Consider the following 16,632-nt stretch of genomic DNA (forward strand, 5'->3'; position numbering starts at 1 on the left):
CATGTGAAAGAGTCGGGCCATGCACCGCGTCGCCGTACTGGCCTTGGACGACTTCGCCACACTCGATCTGGGCGTCCCCGGGCAGGTGTTCTGGGCCGCCCACGACCCCGGCCCGCTGTACGAGGTCGTCACCTGCAGCCCGGGCGGCCGTCCGGTGCGGAGCCAGGCGGGCTACAGCGTCCTTCCCGACCACGACCTGAGCGTGCTCGCCACGGCCGACACGGTGGTGGTGCCGGGCATCCACAGCGGCACCCCGCTGGAGAACGGCACGCTCGACGAGGAGGTGCGCGCGGCGCTGTGGGGCGTCGCCGGGCGCGCCCGGCTCATCTCGATCTGCACCGGCGCCTTCGTGCTGGCCGCCGCGGGCCTGCTGGACGGGCGTCCGGCGACCACCCACTGGCGCAACGCCGCGGATTTCGGCGTGCTGTTCCCCCGCGTACGGCTCGATCCCGACGTGCTGTTCATCGACGACGGCGACGTGCTCACCTCGGCCGGCGTGGCGGCGGGCATCGATCTGTGCCTGCACGTCATCCGGCGCGACCACGGCAGCGAGGTGGCCAACCGCACCGCCCGCCGCTGCGTCACCCCGCCGTTCCGGGAGGGCGGGCAGGCCCAGTACATCGAGCGCCCGCTCCCCGATCCCGTCGGGACCACCACCGCGCCCACCCGGGCGTGGATGCTGGAACACCTGGAGGAGCCGGTCAACCTGGCCGCCCTGGCCGCGCACGCCCGCATGAGCGTGCGGACGTTCACCCGCAGGTTCCGGGAGGAGACCGGCCTCAGCCCGGCCAGGTGGCTCGCCGGGCAGCGGATCGCGCACGCCCGGGACCTGCTGGAGACCACCGATCTGCCGGTCGACGCGATCGCCAGGAAGGCCGGGTTCGGCAGCGCGGTCTCGCTCCGCCAGCACCTCCACGCCGCAGTCGGGGTGTCCCCCCTGGTCTACCGCCAGACGTTCCGCACTCCGGCCGTCATCGCCTGATCGGCGCCGACTGCTGATCAGTGCCGACTGATCAGTGCCGACTGCTGATCGGCGCCGACTGCTGATCAGTGCCGACTGATCAGTGCCGACTGCTGATCAGTGCCGGCTGCTGATCAGTGCCGGCTGCTGATCAGTGCCGGCGGCGGTCACCCGTGGCGGGGCCGCGCCAGGCGTACGGGTCGCCCGACCGGCGTCCGGGCTCGCGACGCGCCGGGGCGCTCGCGGGCTGCTGCTGCCTGCGGGCCCGCCGCTTGCGCATGAACAGCCAGCCGAGGCCGAGCAGGATCATCCCGAGCGGCGTGCGCGCCAGCCAGCGGGTGAAGACGAGCTGCAGGATCCTCTTCATGACATCCGCCCCTACCCGGCACGGATGTGATCATGTGCGCGCCGGTCAGGACACCAGCTGCGGATACAGGTCGGTCACGCCGCCGGACAGCTTGGCCCGCACGTAGCGGCTCGTGTCGTCGGCGACCACCTCGAAACTCCCCTGCTCGATCCCCCGCAGGGCCTGGGCGGCGACCTCCGCCGGGTCGGCCTTCGGGCCGTCGGCGTGGGCGGCCATGTCGGTGTCCATGTATCCGACGTGCAGCGCCGTGACGAGCGTGCCCTGCTCCTTCAGTTCGAGGCGAAGGCTGTTGGTGAGCTGCAGCGCGGCCGCCTTGGCCGCGGAGTAGGCGGCCACCCGCGGGGCGGTGAACCACGACAGCACCGACAGCACGTTGAGGATCGCGCCGCCCCCGTTGCGGCCCAGGACCGGGGCGAACTCACGAGCCATGGCGAGCGTGCCGAAGTAGTGCGTCTCCATCTCCAGGCGGATGTCGTCGAGCGTCCCGGCGAGGGCCGACGAGCCCGTGGAGACTCCGGCGTTGTTGATCAGCAGGTTCACGTCACGGGCCCGCTCGGCGGCGGCCCGGACGGACGCGGGGTCGGTGATGTCCAGGGCGAGCGGCACCACGCCCGGCAGGTCGACCGTCTCCGGCCTGCGCGCCGCCGCGTACACCGTGGCAGCGCCACGCTCCAGCAGCGCGGCTGCGAAACGCCGTCCCAGCCCCCGGTTCGCGCCCGTGACCAGCGCGACCGATCCCTCGATCTTCATTGTTGCCTCCATCCCTCGACGACTTCGCGTCCACACTAGACAGTCTGACTTTAAAATTGCAAGGTAGCTTCTTCGGGCTAGCCTGGATGCCACCGGCGACCAGCGAGCGAGGCGTGCGATGACGACCACCGAACTCCCCGACTCGATGACGTGCTCCATCGAGCGGACCGTGACCCTGCTCGGAGAGCGGTGGACGCCGCTGATACTGCGGGAGCTGCACGCGGGAGTCGTCCGTTTCGCCGACATCCAGCAACGCCTGGGGATTGCCACGAATCTGCTGACCGCACGGCTGGCGACGCTCGCCGGTGCGGGCGTCGTCGAGAAGCGGCCCTACCGCGACACCGGGGCCCGCACCCGGTACGAGTACCACCTGACCGACTCGGGCCGCGACGCGCTCGTGATCCTCGGAGCGCTGCAGCAGTGGGGGGACCGCCACGCCCCCCGGCTCGCGGGACCGACGGTCGAACGCCGCGATCGGCGGACCGGGGCGCGGCTGGACGTGTCGTTCACCGACCCCGAGGGGCGCGCCGTCCCGCTGGACGCGGTCACCCTCGTACGCACAGCCACTGAGCGGCCGGACGACGGCGGCAGGGCGGCCTGAACCACCGGGTGGTCGATCGGCCTTCCGCGTCGACGTCCGGAGATGCGGATTCCACAAGCCGGATCCGCAGATCTACCACGTCATGCTGGAGCGGATGCGGCTTGAGGGATGCGACGTCCTGCACGTGGGCGACGACCCCGTCGAGGACGTCGTCGCCGCTCAAAGGGCCGGGCTGGACACCGTCTGGATCAATCGCGACCACCTCGAATGGACCCACGACGAAGCGCCGTCCATGGCCGCGGACCTCCGTGAGCTCACCCTGCGCCTCACGAGCCGGTGATCAGCGGTGGGTCGGCGGTATCTCGAAGCCGAACTTCTCCCCCAGCGCGTGGACGTCCTCGCGGTCCTTTTCCTGGGGCGTGTACGCCGTCTTGAAGGTGAACATCCACTGCGGTGCGACGCAGTCCACGGCCCGGCCGTCGATCGTGCCCTGTCCGGTGAGCGAGCCGTAGGGGTAGGCGATCCCGTAGACGTTCTTTCCGGATTCGTCGTATTCGAAGACGTGCACGTCGACGCTGCGGCCTCGGCCGTCGGTCAGGACGTAGTTCCACGCGGTGTCGTCGCCGTCGCGCCTCTTCGTGTATCCGAGACCCCGCATGAGTGCGGCGAACTCCGCTTCACCCTCGTGGTCGACCGCCACGTCGAGGTCGGGGTGCTCTCTCGTCTGCCTCCCGAGGAGAGCGTCGACACACCAGCCGCCGTCGATCCAGATCCGCACTCCGCGTTCGGCGAGACAGCCGTAGATGCCGCAGACCGTTTCTGCGTCCATCAGAACGCCGAGAGCCGCCCTCCGGACGGAGGACGGCTCTCGGGATGGTTCAGCCATTGTGGAGCTATGGGGATTCGAACCCCAGACCCCTTCCATGCCATGGAAGTGCGCTACCAGCTGCGCTATAGCCCCTTGCCACACCGCGTCGGCGATGCCTCGCCAGTGTATAGGACTTCCGCGGTGTGGGTGTAACCGAGAAGGTCTCAGCAGGCGCAGGCGGCTCCCGCGGGAGCGGTGAGCGGATCGGCCGGCCGGGTGCGCACTCCGGAGGACTCCACGACCGGGAAGCCCTCACGCACCCAGTATTCGAACCCGCCGATCATCTCCTTGACCCGATAACCCAGCCGGGCGAACTCCAGCGCCGCGCGGGTCGCGCCGTTGCAGCCCGGCCCCCAGCAGTAGGTGACGACGGTCACGTCACGGGGGATCAGCTCGGGCGCCCGGGCGGCGATCTCAGCCGTGGGCAGATGGACGGCCCCCTCGATGTGGCCCTGCCGCCAGCTCTCCCCGCTGCGGGAGTCGACCACGACGATCGCCGGCTCCCCGGAGAGCAGGTCGGCGCGTACGTCGGACACGTCGGTCTCGAAAGCAAGGCGGGCGGAGAAGTGGGCGACGGCGGCGGCCGGCTCGGCCGCGGGCGTGTGCGTTACGGCGGACATGCCGACCAGGGTGCCCGGTCGCCCTGCCACCCCAGAAGAGGCATGAACGCCCGTTATCGCTAATATCCCGCCATGCTCCCGCTCCCCGACCGGAGCCGCACCGTGTCGGTGCTGGCCTTCGACGGCATGAGTCCCTTCGAACTTGGCTGCGTCGTCGAGGTCTTCGGGCTGCCCCGCCCCGAGCTGGACGTCCCGTGGTACGAGCTGGCCGTGTGCGCGGAAAGGCCCGGCCCGCTGCGGGCGGTCGGCGGGTTCACGATCGAGGCGGCGCACGGGCTCGACGTCTTCGCCGGGGCGCGGACCGTGATCGTGCCCGGCGTCCCGGACGTGCGAGCGGAGATCTCCCCCGCCCTCACGGCCGCCCTGCGCCGGGCTCACGACGGCGGGGCCCGGATCGTGTCGATCTGCTCGGGCGCCTTCGCCCTCGCCGCCGCCGGGCTGCTCGACGGGCGGGCCGCGACGACCCACTGGCGGTACGCCGCACTGCTCCAGCGGCGTCATCCCGAGGTCCGGGTGGATCCCGGGGTGCTGTACGTGGACGAGGGCGACGTGCTGACCAGCGCGGGCAGCGCGGCGGGCCTCGACCTGCTCGTCCATCTGGTGCGGCGTGACCACGGGCCGAGCGTGGCCAACGCGGTGGCCCGCAGGCTGGTGGTGCCGCCGCACCGGGAGGGCGGGCAGGCGCAGTTCGTCGAGGCGCCGGTCGCGGAGGTGGAGGCCGGCGATCCGGTGGGCCGGGCGATGGAGTGGGTGCTGACCGATCTCACCCGCCCGGTCACGGTCGCCGCGCTGGCACGGGTCGCCGGGATGTCCGAGCGCGGCTTCATCCGGCACTTCGGCCGCCGCACCGGGACGAGCCCGCTGCGGTGGGTGATCGCGCAGCGGATCGCCGCCAGCCTGCCGCTCCTGGAGACGACGGCGGCTCCTGTGGAGGAGGTGGCAGCCGCCGTCGGCTTCGAGAGCCCGGTGACGTTCCGTCACCATTTCGGCCGTTCGATGCGTACGTCGCCGTCGGCGTACCGCAAGGCGTTCCGGCGTCAGGGAATGGGCAGCGAGAACCAGACGGTCTTGCCCCCGGCGACCCGGCTGGTCCCCCAGTGCTCGGCGAGCTGGTTGACCAGGTAGAGTCCCCTGCCGTCCTCGTCGAGCGGGCCGGGCTCGCGCACCACCGGCAGCCGGTGGTCGTCGTCGCTGACCTCGCACAGCAGGTGGTCGGTGCGCAGCAGCCTGAGGGTGATGGGCCGCTGGGTGTGCTGCACGGCGTTGGTGACGAGCTCTCCGGCGAGCAGCTCGGCCACCGGGATCATGGGCGTGAGACCCCACGGGCCGAGCGTCCGGCGTACCAGACCGCGTACGCGGCCGGGCGCCGTCGGCTGGGGCTCCAGGAGCCACTGGGCGACGTGCTCGCTGGGGATGCCGCGGAACCGGATGGCCAGCACGGTGACGTCGTCGGTCGTCTCCGACGACAGCACCTCGTCGCTCAGCGCCTCGATCGAGGTGCCGTTCGCGAGCCTGCGGCGCAGCGACTCCACGCTGACCCCGATGTCCTGCCCGCGCTCCTCCACGAGCCCGTCGGTGTAGAGGACGAGCATGCTGCCGTCCTCCGCCGCGATCTCCATCGTCTCGAACGGCGTGCGGCCCAGCCCGATCGGCGGGCACCGGGGCGGCGACAGCACCTCCGCCTTGCCGTCCGGTCCGAGCAGGATCGGCGGCAGGTGCCCGGCGCTCGCGATCGTGCATCTGCGCAGCACCGGGTCGTAGACGCAGTAGACACACGTGGTCAGCGTCTGCGCGGCCAGCCGCTGGGCCATCTCGTCGAGCGAGTGGAGCACCTGCTCGGCCGGCAGGTCGAGCGAGGCCAGGGTCTGCACGGCCGTGCGGAGCTGGCCCATCACGGCCGCGGCGGCCAGCCCGTGTCCCATCACGTCGCCGACGACCAGGGCCACCCTGCTGCCCGGCAGCGGGATGACGTCGTACCAGTCGCCGCCCACCCGCTCGGCGGCGGGCTTGTAGCGGTAGGCGATCTCCAGCCCGGGCAGGGCGGGCGGGTCGCCCGGCCGCATGCCGCGCTGGAGGGTCTCCAGGGTCTCGTCCTGCCGCCGGTCCTTGCGCCCGTGGTGGATCGCGAGCGCGGCGGGCACGGCGAGCTGCCCCACGGCGAGCACGTGGGCCTCCCCGAAGGGCGGCCGCCGTGCGTCCCGCGCCAGCAGCGCGCAGCCGACGGGCTCGCCGTACGCCCTGAGGGGCGCGGCGAGCAGGTGCTCGTCGATGAGGGCCGCCTCAGCGATCCCGTCGCCGTCCCAGCGCGGCGGCAGCCGCCCGCCGGGATCGACCCGGTGCCGGACGGCCCCGTCCACGTAGACCGCGGCCGCGTCGGCCAGTTCCGGCACCACCGCCTCGCAGAGGACCCTCGTCGCCTCCTCCGGGCCCCGGCTCTCGCCCATGGCCCGGACGACCCCGCTGACGTGACTCAGCACTGAGAACGGATCCCCGCCTCCCGACACGGGTGTGGCCGCTCAGAATCGGTCACGCCGGCAGTTGACGAACAGCTGGATTTCCGGCGGCGCCTGCGTGGTCGCCGGAGCGTACGAAATGTGGTTCTCCGACAGCACGCCGAATCCGGCGGCTTCGATGACCTCGCGCAACTCGTCGCGCAGATATCCGGTCACCCGCACCGGAGCGCCGAGAAACTGGAACGGCACGTCGTCGAGGTCGATTTCCACCATGCTCAGCGAGAACAGGCCACCGGGGGCGAGCACCGCGTGGATTTTGCGCAGCGCCTGCTCGATTTCGGCCCGCGGCAGCATGAGCAGGCTGAAGTAAGCCGTCACGGCGTCGAAAACGCCGAGCGAATCGTCGAGGTCGAGCACGTCGCGTTCGAGGAAGGTCCCTGTCGGCACGTTCTTGCGCGCCAGGTCCAGCATGACCGGGGAGATGTCGATGCCGGCCACCTCGCAGCCCGCCTCGGCGAACTGCTGCGCCGTGGGCGACCCCGTGCCACAGCCGACGTCGAGGACGCGTGCCCCCGGCTTGAGCTGCTTGATCATCCATTCACCGGCGGCCACCTGGCCTTCCTTGTGTGGGAAGGCCTCGTCATACCGGCCGCCGATGCGGTTGAACGCCTCGGCCTGGATGGCACGGTACTCCTGACGCGGAGTGTCCGGTCCTGATTCGATTGTCATAGTTGCCGCCGTTAGAGATCAGCCGTCTTTTGCCTTCTTCTAGATAGAGGACTACACCCGAACAAGTCAAGACATAGCGCCGCTAAATGGGCATTTCGGCCATCAATTGTGTCAAAGATCGTTGTCAACTTCACGTGGTCGGCATACCGATATGCCAGATGCCGCACCAGGGAGGCTGGCATGATCGACGAGGTCCGCGAGGCGCGCTGCGCGGCGTCGCCCGCCTCTACAGCGGCGAGGACCGCCTCGTGGCCGCAGCAATATCAAGCTATCTTCTTCCCTTTTGACACAAAGATCCCTAGCGTGGGCCGCCGTGACGATGCACACGGGCACGCTCCGCCGGCGTGGCGGGGAGCAACGGGTCACGTTCACCGAGCTGTTCTTCGACCTCGTGTACGTGTTCGCGGTCACTCAGCTCTCCCATCTGCTGCTCGCCCACCTGTCGTGGCGCGGCGCGGCGCAGACCCTGTTGCTGCTGCTCGCCGTCTGGTGGGCGTGGATCTACACCGCCTGGCACACGAACTGGTTCGACCCCGACCATCCCTCGGTGCGGATCGTGCTGGTCGCCGTCATGCTGGCGAGCCTGGTCATGTCGGCGGCCCTCCCCCGGGCCTTCGGCGAGCACGGCCTGATGTTCGCCGCGGCGTACGTGGCCGTGCAGGTTGTCCGTACGGCGTGCTCGGTGGCCGCCGCGCCGCGGGGCCCGCTGCGGCGCAACCTGACGCGCGTGCTCGCCTGGGCGGTGCTGTCGGGGGCGTTCTGGATCGCGGGCGGTCTCACGCACGGCCTGTCGAGGGAACTGCTGTGGACGGCGGCGGTGGGGGCCGACCTGCTGGCCCCCTGGGTCGGATTCGTCACGCCGGGCCTCGGCAGGTCGTCGACCACGGACTGGTCGGTCGACGGCGCCCATCTGGCCGAGCGCTGCCAGCTCTTCCTGATCATCGCGTTCGGCGAGTCGATCCTGGTCACCGGGGCGACCTTCGCCGCGCATCCGTCGCCCGTGGCCGGTGCGGCCCTGCTCACCGCGTTCGGCGCGAGCGTCGGCCTGTGGTGGACCTACTTCGGCAGCAGCGCCGAGGCGGGCAGCCGGGTGATCGCCGCGGCGGACGACCCTGGGCGGCTCGCCCGCTCGGCCTACACTTTCCTCCACCTGCCGATGGTCGCCGGCGTCGTCGTGTCGGCCGTGGCCGACGAACTCGTGATCCACCACCCGGGGGGCCACACCGCGCCCGGAACGGCGATCGCCGTGCTGGGCGGCCCCGCGCTCTTCCTCACCGGGCACGCGCTGTTCAAGCGGGTCGTCTGGGGGCGCGTCCCGAGGTCACATCTCGCGGGGGTGCTCGTCCTCGCCGCCCTCGCGGCGCTCACCCCGCTGACGCCGCCTCTGGCGCTCGCGGCCTGCGCCACCGCGACCGTGGCGGGCGTCGCCGTCTGGGCGGCCGTCGTCCGCAGCGGGGAGCCGCAGGCGGCCTAGACGTGCTCCATGACGATGACCGCGGTGGTGCCGGGTTCGAGGGCTTCGAAGACGTGGGGGGCATCGCCGGGATAGGCGATGTAGTCACCCGGCCCGAGCTCGACCGGCTCCTTCGCGGGCCCGGCAAGCGCGCGCCCGGTGCCGATCAGCAGGTGCTCGACGGTGCCGGGCATGTGCGGGTCGGAAGTGCGCGGCGGCCCCGGCTGGGCCGAGATCCGGTACAAATCGCGCCGCGCGTGCGGCGGGCACGACGCCAGCAGGGTGGCCGCGTAACTGGCCTGCTCGGAGTAGGTCGCGGGCCCCTCCCCTGCCCGGATCACCCGTACGGCCGGCCGGGGCGGGTCCACGAGGCGGCTGAACGGCACGCCGAGCGCGACCCCGAGCGCCCACAGCGTCTCCACGCTCGGGTTGCCGGCGCCCGACTCCAGCTGGGAGAGCGTGGACTTGGCGATGCCCGCGCGCTTGGCCAGCTCGGTCAGCGACAGGCCGGCGCGCTCGCGCTCCCTGCGGATCGACGCGGCGATGAGCGTGATCAGGTCGAAGGACGGCCTCTCAGCCACGTGTTCGCTCCACACTTCCGCTTGTTCGACTTGACGAACACCATCGTCGTTGTTCACTCTACTGGACATGCATTCGCTCTGGCGAACACTCGATCGCGGCACGCTCCGCGACATCGCTTTGGTTTGCCTCGCCGACGCCATGGTGGGCGCCGCGTTCGGCGCGATCGCCGTGTCCGGCGGCCTGCCCGCGTGGGTGCCGGTCGTCATGTCCCTGCTGGTGTTCGCCGGAGGGGCGCAGTTCGCCGCGGTCGGCGTGGTGCTGTCCGGCGGCGCCCCGCTCGCCGCCGTCGCGGCCGGGCTGGTGCTGAACGCGCGCCTGCTGCCGTTCGGCTTCGCGGTCGGCGACGCCCTCGGCGACCGGTGGTGGACGCGCCTCACCGGTGCGCACCTGTTGACGGACGAGGCCGTGGCCTTCGTGCTGCGCGACGCCGACCCCCGCCGGCGTCACGCGGCGTTCTGGGCCTGCGGGCTCGGTCTGTTCGTCAGCTGGAACGCGGCCGTCGTGCTCGGCGCGCTGGCCGGACGCGGCATCGGCGACACCGCCGCTCTGGGACTGGACGCGGCCTTCCCCGCGGTGCTGCTCGCCCTCGTGCTGCCCTCGCTCACCGAAGGGAACGTGCGGACCGCCGCCCTGCGCCGGGCCTGCGTGTCCGGTGCGGCCGTCGCGGTGGCGGCCACGCCGTTCCTGCCCGCGGGCCTGCCGGTGCTGCTCGCCCTGACCGGTCTCGTGCTCACCGTGCGGACCCCCTACGGTTCGGAGGTCTCATGCCCCTGATCGCCGTCCTCGCGCTGGCCGCAGGCACCTACGCGTTCCGCCTGGCCGGGCCGGTGCTGCGGCACCGGCTCCGGCTGCCCGGCCACCTGCGCCACCTGTTGTCCGTCGCCGCGACCGTGCTGCTCATCGCCCTCGTGGCCACCTCGGCCCTAACCGAGGGGCACGGCTTCGCCGGATGGGCCAGGCCCGCCGGAGTGCTCGTCGCCGGGATCCTCACGCTGCGGAGGGCGCCGTTCCCCCTGATCGTCGTCCTCGCCGCCGCCACGACGGCGGTCCTCCGCCTCCTCGGCGTGCCCTGACGGACAAGCGCCCGATCGCATCAGCACAGCTCTATGAACGTGTGCGGCCCGAACGACAAAAGGGCGGTCGATCGACCGCCCTTGAGGTGTTGTGGAGCTATGGGGATTCGAACCCCAGACCCCTTCCATGCCATGGAAGTGCGCTACCAGCTGCGCTATAGCCCCTCGCGACGCAGTCAGTGTATAGGAGTCCGCGCGGGGACGGTAACCGGACGAGCCGATGTCACACCGCGGCGGGCATGATACGTCTGGCATGACATGACCATTGAAGTCTTCACCACGCACCGGAGCCTGCTCGCCGGTGTGGCCTACCGCATCCTCGGCAGCGCCGCGGACGCTGAGGACGTGGTCCAGGAGGCGTGGCTGCGCTGGGCGGAGGTGGACGCCGCGTCGGTGGCCAACCCGAAGGCCTACCTCGTACGCGTCACCACCAACCTCGCCGTCGACCGGCTGCGCCGGGTGCGGGCCAGGCGGGAGGCGTACGTCGGGCCCTGGCTGCCCGAGCCGGTCGTCGGCGCACCGGACTCCGGGGAGTCCGCGGAACTCGCCGACAGCGTCGAGCTGGCCCTCCTCGTCGTGCTGGAGACGCTGTCCCCGCTGGAACGGGCCGTGTTCGTCCTGCGGGAGGCGTTCGGCTTCTCCCACGGCGAGATCGCCGAGATCCTCGGCCGAGGCGAGCCCGCCGTACGGCAACTCGCCAGACGCGCCCGTGACCACGTGCGCGAGCGCAGGCCGCGCTTCGACGTGAATCGGCGCGAGCGGCGCACGATCACCGAGCGCTTCGTCGCGGCCTGCGCGGAAGGGGACATCGAGGGCCTGACCGCGCTGCTCGCCGCGGACGTCCGCATGGTCGGCGACGGCGGCGGCAAGGTCCGGGCGCCGCTGCGGGAGCTGGCCGGCGCCGCGCCGGTCGCCCGCTTCCTCGTCGCGATCGCGAGCGCGGAGGGCCGCCGGCGCTTCCTGGCCTCCATGGGCGCTTCCCCGGACAGGGAGATGGACATGGAGATCGCTCACGTCAACGGCGGCCCCGCGATCGTCGCCCGGCTGGACGGCCGTCCCGTCACGGTCATCTCGCTGGTGATCGCCGATGGACTGGTGGACACGATCTACCTCATCGCCAACCCGGACAAGATGTCACGGATCGGGGCCCGCGATTCGTCCGGGAGTGCATGAGAGAAAACATCACCATCGTGGGCGGCGGGCTCGCCGGCCTGACCGCCGCCATCGCCTGCGCCGAGGGCGGCGCCGCCGTCGTCCTGCGCGAGGCGCACCACACCCTCGGCGGGCGCGCCCGCTCCACCGCCACGCCGTACGTCGCCAACGACGGCACCCACGTCTTCTACTCCGACGGCCTGCCCTGGCGGTGGCTGGACGAGCGGGGACTCGTCCGGCCGTACGCGCCGATACGGCCGGGACACCTGGCCCGGGTCCGGTTCCGCCGGGACGGGAGGCTGACCGGACGGCCGCCGGCCGGGCTGCTGCGGATGGTCGCCCGGCGTGGTCTCACGGCGCCGGTGGACGAGGACTTCGGATCCTGGGCCACCCGCCGCTTCGGCGCCGGCGCCGCGCGCGCCGCCGCCCGGTTCCTGGGAGTCGTCACCTACGAGTCGGACCCCGGCCGGCTGTCGGCGGCCTTCGCCTGGGAGCGGCTCCGGCGGGTGCTCGCCCCGCGCTACCCGGCCGCGCGCTATGTGGCCGGCGGCTGGGGACGGGTGATCGACCGGATGGCCGCGCGGGCGCGCGACCTCGGCGTACGCATCGAGACCGGATCGCGCGCGGACCGGCTGCCGGAGGGACGGGTGATCGTCGCCACCTCCCTCGACGCCGCCCGCGGCCTGCTGGGCGACGACTCGCTGCGCTGGGAGAGCGGCCGGTCGGTCCTGCTCGACCTCGCCGTGCGCGCCGATCCGCGGGACATGTTCCTCGTCAGCGACCTGGACGAGGGCGGCTTCCTGGAGCGTTACTCGCTGCCCGATCCGTCCCTGGCCCCGCCCGGGGAAAGCCTCGTCCAGATGCAGATGCCGATGCGCCCCGATGAGCCGAAGGCCGCGGCGCTCGCGCGGCTGGAACGGATCGCCGACCTGGCCCTGCCGGACTGGCGCGGGCGGACGACCTGGCGCCGCGACGCCGTGGCCGCCGGGCGCAGCGGCGCGCTCGACCCGCCCGGCACGATGTGGCGCGACAGGCCGGCGGTCCAGCGCGGCGACGGCGTGTGGCTGGCCGGCGACCAGGTGGCGGCGCCCGGCATGCTCTCCGAGGTGTCGATCAACAGCGCGCTCGCGGCGGCCCGGGCCGCCCTCGCCTCCTGATCGCCGTACCGGCGGGCGGTCTGACGCGACGGAAACGGGCCCTTCCCCGGAGGAGAAGGGCCCGAGGGTGAGGGCGGCCGGGCCGCCCACCACTCACTTCCTGCTTGTCAGAATCCTTGCGCGAGCCGGTAGTAGGCCTGGTTCCACCGCAGTTCCTTGGTGAACTGGCGGGAGGTGGTCGCCTCGTCGATCACGAGCAACTCGACGCCGAGCATGTCGGCGAAGTCGGTCAGCTCCTCGGATCCGATGGCCGAGGACAGCACCGTGTGGTGCGGGGCGCCCGCCGTGATCCACGACTCGGCGGAGGTGCGCAGGTCGGGCCGGGGCCGCCACACGGCGCGGGCGACCGGCAGGGCGGGCAGCGGCTCGGGCGGCGCGACCACGTCGATCTCGTTGGCCACCAGCCGGAACCGCTCGCCCATGTCGGACAGGCCGACCACCACGGCGGGGCCGGGGGCGGCGTCGAACACCAGCCGCACCGGGTCCTCCCGCCCGCCGATGCTCAGCGGGTGGATCTCGCACGCGGGGGTGTCCGCCGCGATCGTCGGGCAGACCTCCAGCATGTGCGCGCCGAGGATGAGCTCCTCGCCCGGGGTGAGGTTGTAGGTGTAGTCCTCCATGAACGAGGTGCCGCCGGGCAGGCCCGCCGACATGACCTTGAGCGTGCGCAGCAGCACCGAGGTCTTCCAGTCGCCCTCGCCGCCGAAGCCGTAGCCCTCCGCCATGAGCCGCTGCACGGCCAGGCCGGGAAGCTGGCGCAGCCCGCCCAGGTCCTCGAAGTTCGTGGTGAACGCCTTGAAGCCGCCGCCCTCCAGGAAGTGCCGCAGGCCCAGCTCGATGCGGGCCGCGTACCGCAGCGACTCGTGCCGCTCCCCGCCCGCGCGCAGCTCGGGGGCCAGCCGGTAGAGGTCCTCGTACTCCTTGACGAGGGCGGACACGTCGGCGTCCGCGGCGGCGTCCACGGCCTCGGCCAGCTCGTTGACGCCGTAGGTGTTCACCGACACCCCGAACCGCAGCTGCGCCTCGACCTTGTCGCCCTCGGTCACGGCGACGTCGCGCATGTTGTCGCCGAAACGGGCCAGGCGCAGCGAGCCGACCTCGGCCCGGCCCGCCGCGGCGCGGGCCCAGGTGGCGATGCGCGCCGCCACCGCGGGGTCGCTCACGTGACCCGCGACGGTCTTGCGCGGCACGCCGAGCCGCGTCTGGATGTAGCCGAACTCGCGGTCGCCGTGGGCGGCCTGGTTGAGGTTCATGAAGTCCATGTCGATGGAGCTCCACGGCAGTTCAACGTTGGCCTGCGTGTGCAGGTGCAGCAGCGGCTTACGCAACGCGTCCAGGCCGGCGATCCACATCTTGGCCGGGGAGAACGTGTGCATCCACGCGATCAGGCCGATGCAGTCGTCGTCAGCGTTGGCCTCAAGGCACACGCGGCGGATGGCCGCCGCGTCGGTGAGCACTGGCCGCCATTCGAGCTCGAACGGCAACGCCTCGCCCAGCTGCTCGGCGATGCGCTGGGACTGCTCGGCCACCTGCCGCAGCGTGTCCTCGCCGTACAGGCCCTGGCTACCGGTCAGGAACCATAGCTTCACAGGTGACTCCTCTGTCCATAGACGTTCTGATACCGGTCGTACAAGCGGTCGATGTCACCCTGTGCGATCGGCAGCGGCTCACCGAGCTGCCGGGAAACGTGCACAGTGCGGGCGACGTCCTCGCACATCACGGCGGCCTTGACCGCCGCCTTCGGCGACTCGCCGATGGTGAACACGCCATGGTTCTGCATCAGCACGGCGGGGGAACGGTGCCCGCTCAGGGTCGCGACGATCCCCTTGCCGATGTCGTCGTTGCCGATGAGCGCGAACGGCCCGAGGGGGATCTCGCCGCCGAACTCGTCCGCCATGGCGGTGAGCACGCACGGGATCGCCTCACCGCGGGCCGCCCAGGCCGAGGCGTACGTGGAGTGGGTGTGCACGACCCCGTTGACCTCGGGCATGTTCCGGTACACGTAGGCGTGCGCGGCCGTGTCGCTGGACGGGGACAGGTCACCCTCGACGAGGTTGCCGTCGAGGTCGCAGACCACGATCGACTCGGGGGTCAGGTCGTCGTACGACACCCCGCTGGGCTTGATGACGAACAGGTCCTCGCCCGGCACCCGGCCCGACACGTTGCCGGCCGTCCAGACGACGAGGTTGTATCGAACCAGTTCGGCGTGGAGCCGGCAGACTTCCCTGCGGAGTTCATCGATCATGCGCTGGCCTCGTTCCTGATCGCGCGGAGCCGGTGGAGCATCTCGCCGTCCGCGAAGTGGTCGTGCAGCCTGCGATATTCGGCGTAGAGCCGGTCGTAGGCGTCGGCCCGCTCGGCGTCGGGCACGTACGCCGCCGCCTCGCGCTTGCCCATCGCCGCCGCGGCGGCCGTGATGTCGGGGTAGGCGCCCGCGGCGACGGCGGCGTGGATGGCCGAGCCGAGCGCCGGCCCCTGGTCGGAGCCGATCACCGACAGCGGGCGGCGCAGCACGTCGGCGTACGTCTGCATGAGGAAGCGGTTCTTGAGCAGGCCGCCGGCGACCACGAACTCCTCGACCGGCACCCCGGCCGCCTCGAACGTCTCCACGATCGTGCGGGCGCCGAACGCGGTGGCCTCGATGAGCGCGCGGTAGACGTCCTCGGGGCGGGTGGCGAGCGTCTGCCCGACGATGACGCCGGACAGGGTGTGGTCGACCAGGACCGAGCGGTTGCCGCCGTGCCAGTCGAGCGCGACCAGCCCGTGCTGCCCGACCTTCTGCTCGGCCGCGAGCGAGGTCAGGTGCTCGTGCAGGCCGACTCCCGCCTCCGCCGCCCGCTCGGCGTACGACGCGGGCACGCAGTTGTCCACGTACCAGCCGAAGATGTCGCCGACGGCGGACTGGCCGGCCTCGTAGCCCCACAGCCCGGGGACGATGCCGTCGCGCACCACGCCGCACATGCCGGGGACCTCGGCGAGCTGGTCGGAGCACATGACGTGGCAGGTGGAGGTGCCCATGATGGCGACCATCTGACCCGGCCGCACGGCGTCGGCCGCGGCCGCGGTGACGTGGGCGTCGACGTTGCCGACCGCGACCGCGATCCCCTCGGGCAGCCCGGTCCACTCGGCGGCCCGCGGGGTCAGGTGACCGGCGAGGCCGCCCAGCGGAGCGAGATCCTGGCCGAGCTTCCGGGTGAACCCGGAGAAGGCGGGGTTCAGCGCGGCCAGGAAGTCCTCGGACGGGTAGGCGCCGTCCTGGTATACGGCCTTGTATCCGGCGGTGCAGACGTTGCGGGTCTCCACCCCGGTGAGCTGCCAGATGATCCAGTCGGCGGCCTCGATCCAGCGGTCGGCCCGGTCGTACATCTCCGGGTCCTCCTCCAGCAGCTGCAGGCCCTTGGCGAAGGCCCACTCGGAGGAGATCTTGCCGCCGTACCGCGGCAGCCACGCCTCGCCGCGCTCGGCGGCCAGCGCGTTGATCCGGTCGGCGTGCGGCTGTGCCGCGTGGTGCTTCCACAGCTTCGGCCAGGCGTGCGGCCGCTCGGGGAACTCCTCGCACAGCGGGTGGCCGTCGGCCGTGGCGGGCAGGATCGTGCAGGCCGTGAAGTCCGTGCCGATGCCCACGACCTGCTCCGCGGAGACCTGCGCGTCGGCCAGGGCCTTCGGCACGGCGTTGCGCAGCACGTCGATCCAGTCGGCCGGCGACTGCAGGGCCCAGTCGGGTCCGAGGCGGGCCCCCGAGCCGGGCAGCACGTCCTCGATCACGCGGTGGGCGTACTCGTGCACGGCGCTCCCCAGCTCCGCGCCGTCGCTCACGCGCACCACCACGGCGCGGCCGGACAACGTGCCGTAATCCACACCGACCACATAACGCTCATTGTTAACGCTCACACTCAACCTCCACAAGCTCTCGTGCCGGCTGGGGC

Annotated in this window: 19 protein-coding genes and 2 tRNA genes; 9 read left to right on the top strand and 12 right to left on the bottom strand. The window is 71.9% G+C overall.

The features are described 5' to 3' along the window. Positions 1 to 19 precede the first annotated feature (19 nt). Positions 20 to 982, top strand: a complete 963-nt coding sequence (locus ACIBK1_RS12115) for a GlxA family transcriptional regulator (RefSeq protein WP_396734384.1) — start codon at positions 20 to 22, stop codon at positions 980 to 982. A gap of 130 nt (positions 983 to 1,112) precedes the next feature. Here ACIBK1_RS12115 and ACIBK1_RS12120 read toward each other — a convergent pair whose 3' ends face one another. Together ACIBK1_RS12120 and ACIBK1_RS12125 are read right to left on the bottom strand one after the other, a co-directional pair. Continuing rightward, positions 1,113 to 1,328 carry a DUF6203 family protein gene (locus ACIBK1_RS12120; RefSeq protein WP_030505799.1) on the bottom strand — a complete coding sequence of 72 codons (216 nt, stop codon included), beginning with the start codon at positions 1,326 to 1,328 and terminating at the stop codon, positions 1,113 to 1,115. A gap of 45 nt (positions 1,329 to 1,373) precedes the next feature. Beyond that, positions 1,374 to 2,078, bottom strand: coding sequence for an SDR family oxidoreductase (locus ACIBK1_RS12125; protein ID WP_396734387.1), 705 nt, complete (start codon positions 2,076 to 2,078; stop codon positions 1,374 to 1,376). A gap of 118 nt (positions 2,079 to 2,196) precedes the next feature. Here ACIBK1_RS12125 and ACIBK1_RS12130 point away from each other — a divergent pair, with 118 nt between their 5' ends. Both ACIBK1_RS12130 and ACIBK1_RS12135 read left to right on the top strand, forming a co-directional pair. Further along, on the top strand, positions 2,197 to 2,679 hold the full coding sequence (locus ACIBK1_RS12130) for a winged helix-turn-helix transcriptional regulator (protein WP_030505801.1): 483 nt from the start codon (positions 2,197 to 2,199) through the stop codon (positions 2,677 to 2,679). Continuing rightward, positions 2,645 to 2,959 (top strand): HAD family hydrolase, encoded by a 315-nt coding sequence (locus ACIBK1_RS12135; RefSeq protein WP_396734486.1) that lies wholly within the window; start codon positions 2,645 to 2,647, stop codon positions 2,957 to 2,959. Before ACIBK1_RS12130 ends, ACIBK1_RS12135 begins: the two co-directional genes overlap by 35 nt. On the opposite strand, the gene ACIBK1_RS12140 is transcribed toward ACIBK1_RS12135, so the two are convergent. The 3 genes from ACIBK1_RS12140 to ACIBK1_RS12150 all read right to left on the bottom strand — a co-directional run bounded on the left by ACIBK1_RS12140 (position 2,960) and on the right by ACIBK1_RS12150 (position 4,107). Beyond that, on the bottom strand, positions 2,960 to 3,448 hold the full coding sequence (locus ACIBK1_RS12140; RefSeq protein ID WP_396734390.1) for a nucleotidyltransferase domain-containing protein: 489 nt from the start codon (positions 3,446 to 3,448) through the stop codon (positions 2,960 to 2,962). Between the two features lie 59 nt (positions 3,449 to 3,507). Further along, positions 3,508 to 3,580 (bottom strand) — tRNA-Ala (locus tag ACIBK1_RS12145). Between the two features lie 71 nt (positions 3,581 to 3,651). Continuing rightward, complete coding sequence (locus ACIBK1_RS12150) at positions 3,652 to 4,107, bottom strand: rhodanese-like domain-containing protein (protein WP_030505804.1); 456 nt, start codon at positions 4,105 to 4,107, stop codon at positions 3,652 to 3,654. Between the two features lie 72 nt (positions 4,108 to 4,179). On the opposite strand from ACIBK1_RS12150, the gene ftrA reads away from it, so the two are divergent. Then, entirely contained in the window at positions 4,180 to 5,232 is a 1,053-nt protein-coding gene (gene ftrA / locus ACIBK1_RS12155; protein ID WP_396734394.1) for a transcriptional regulator FtrA, read from the top strand. Here the strand turns inward: ftrA and ACIBK1_RS12160 are convergent. Continuing rightward, positions 5,145 to 6,584, bottom strand: a complete 1,440-nt coding sequence (locus ACIBK1_RS12160; protein ID WP_051761215.1) for an ATP-binding SpoIIE family protein phosphatase — start codon at positions 6,582 to 6,584, stop codon at positions 5,145 to 5,147. The two genes, ftrA and ACIBK1_RS12160, sit on opposite strands and share 88 nt — an antisense overlap. Positions 6,585 to 6,623: 39 nt before the next feature. Then, a complete protein-coding gene (locus ACIBK1_RS12165) occupies positions 6,624 to 7,289 on the bottom strand; it encodes a class I SAM-dependent DNA methyltransferase (protein ID WP_363415191.1) in 666 nt (221 codons plus the stop codon). 319 nt (positions 7,290 to 7,608) lie between these two features. On the opposite strand from ACIBK1_RS12165, the gene ACIBK1_RS12170 reads away from it, so the two are divergent. Next, the gene (locus ACIBK1_RS12170; protein WP_396734489.1) at positions 7,609 to 8,763 is read left to right on the top strand and encodes a low temperature requirement protein A; all 1,155 of its coding nucleotides are present in this window, start codon (positions 7,609 to 7,611) and stop codon (positions 8,761 to 8,763) included. Here ACIBK1_RS12170 and ACIBK1_RS12175 read toward each other — a convergent pair. Further along, positions 8,760 to 9,323, bottom strand: a complete 564-nt coding sequence (locus ACIBK1_RS12175) for a helix-turn-helix domain-containing protein (RefSeq protein ID WP_396734398.1) — start codon at positions 9,321 to 9,323, stop codon at positions 8,760 to 8,762. The genes ACIBK1_RS12170 and ACIBK1_RS12175 overlap by 4 nt on opposite strands. A gap of 67 nt (positions 9,324 to 9,390) precedes the next feature. Here ACIBK1_RS12175 and ACIBK1_RS12180 point away from each other — a divergent pair, with 67 nt between their 5' ends. Further along, positions 9,391 to 10,098, top strand: coding sequence for an AzlC family ABC transporter permease (locus ACIBK1_RS12180; protein ID WP_396734401.1), 708 nt, complete (start codon positions 9,391 to 9,393; stop codon positions 10,096 to 10,098). Then, entirely contained in the window at positions 10,089 to 10,397 is a 309-nt protein-coding gene (locus tag ACIBK1_RS12185; protein ID WP_396734404.1) for an AzlD domain-containing protein, read from the top strand. The genes ACIBK1_RS12180 and ACIBK1_RS12185 overlap by 10 nt, the downstream gene beginning before the upstream one ends. 92 nt (positions 10,398 to 10,489) lie before the next feature. Here the strand turns inward: ACIBK1_RS12185 and ACIBK1_RS12190 are convergent. Then, positions 10,490 to 10,562: transfer RNA gene (locus ACIBK1_RS12190), tRNA-Ala, on the bottom strand. A gap of 93 nt (positions 10,563 to 10,655) precedes the next feature. On the opposite strand from ACIBK1_RS12190, the gene ACIBK1_RS12195 reads away from it, so the two are divergent. Beyond that, on the top strand, positions 10,656 to 11,570 hold the full coding sequence (locus ACIBK1_RS12195) for an RNA polymerase sigma-70 factor (RefSeq protein ID WP_396734407.1): 915 nt from the start codon (positions 10,656 to 10,658) through the stop codon (positions 11,568 to 11,570). Beyond that, complete coding sequence (locus ACIBK1_RS12200) at positions 11,567 to 12,706, top strand: NAD(P)-binding protein (protein ID WP_396734410.1); 1,140 nt, start codon at positions 11,567 to 11,569, stop codon at positions 12,704 to 12,706. The genes ACIBK1_RS12195 and ACIBK1_RS12200 overlap by 4 nt, the downstream gene beginning before the upstream one ends. Positions 12,707 to 12,813: 107 nt before the next feature. Here ACIBK1_RS12200 and araA read toward each other — a convergent pair whose 3' ends face one another. Genes araA through araB form a run of 3 tightly spaced genes read right to left on the bottom strand, consistent with a single transcriptional unit; the run spans position 12,814 to position 16,597 of the window. Then, positions 12,814 to 14,295 (bottom strand): L-arabinose isomerase, encoded by a 1,482-nt coding sequence (gene araA / locus ACIBK1_RS12205; RefSeq protein WP_357314408.1) that lies wholly within the window; start codon positions 14,293 to 14,295, stop codon positions 12,814 to 12,816. Then, the gene (locus tag ACIBK1_RS12210; RefSeq protein WP_030505815.1) at positions 14,292 to 14,951 is read right to left on the bottom strand and encodes an L-ribulose-5-phosphate 4-epimerase; all 660 of its coding nucleotides are present in this window, start codon (positions 14,949 to 14,951) and stop codon (positions 14,292 to 14,294) included. Before ACIBK1_RS12210 ends, araA begins: the two co-directional genes overlap by 4 nt. Further along, a complete protein-coding gene (araB, locus tag ACIBK1_RS12215) occupies positions 14,948 to 16,597 on the bottom strand; it encodes a ribulokinase (RefSeq protein WP_363415207.1) in 1,650 nt (549 codons plus the stop codon). Before araB ends, ACIBK1_RS12210 begins: the two co-directional genes overlap by 4 nt. Between the last annotated feature and the right edge of the window lie 35 nt (positions 16,598 to 16,632).

The sequence above is a fragment of the Microbispora rosea genome (genome assembly GCF_044460045.1).
Lineage (GTDB): Bacteria > Actinomycetota > Actinomycetes > Streptosporangiales > Streptosporangiaceae > Microbispora > Microbispora rosea.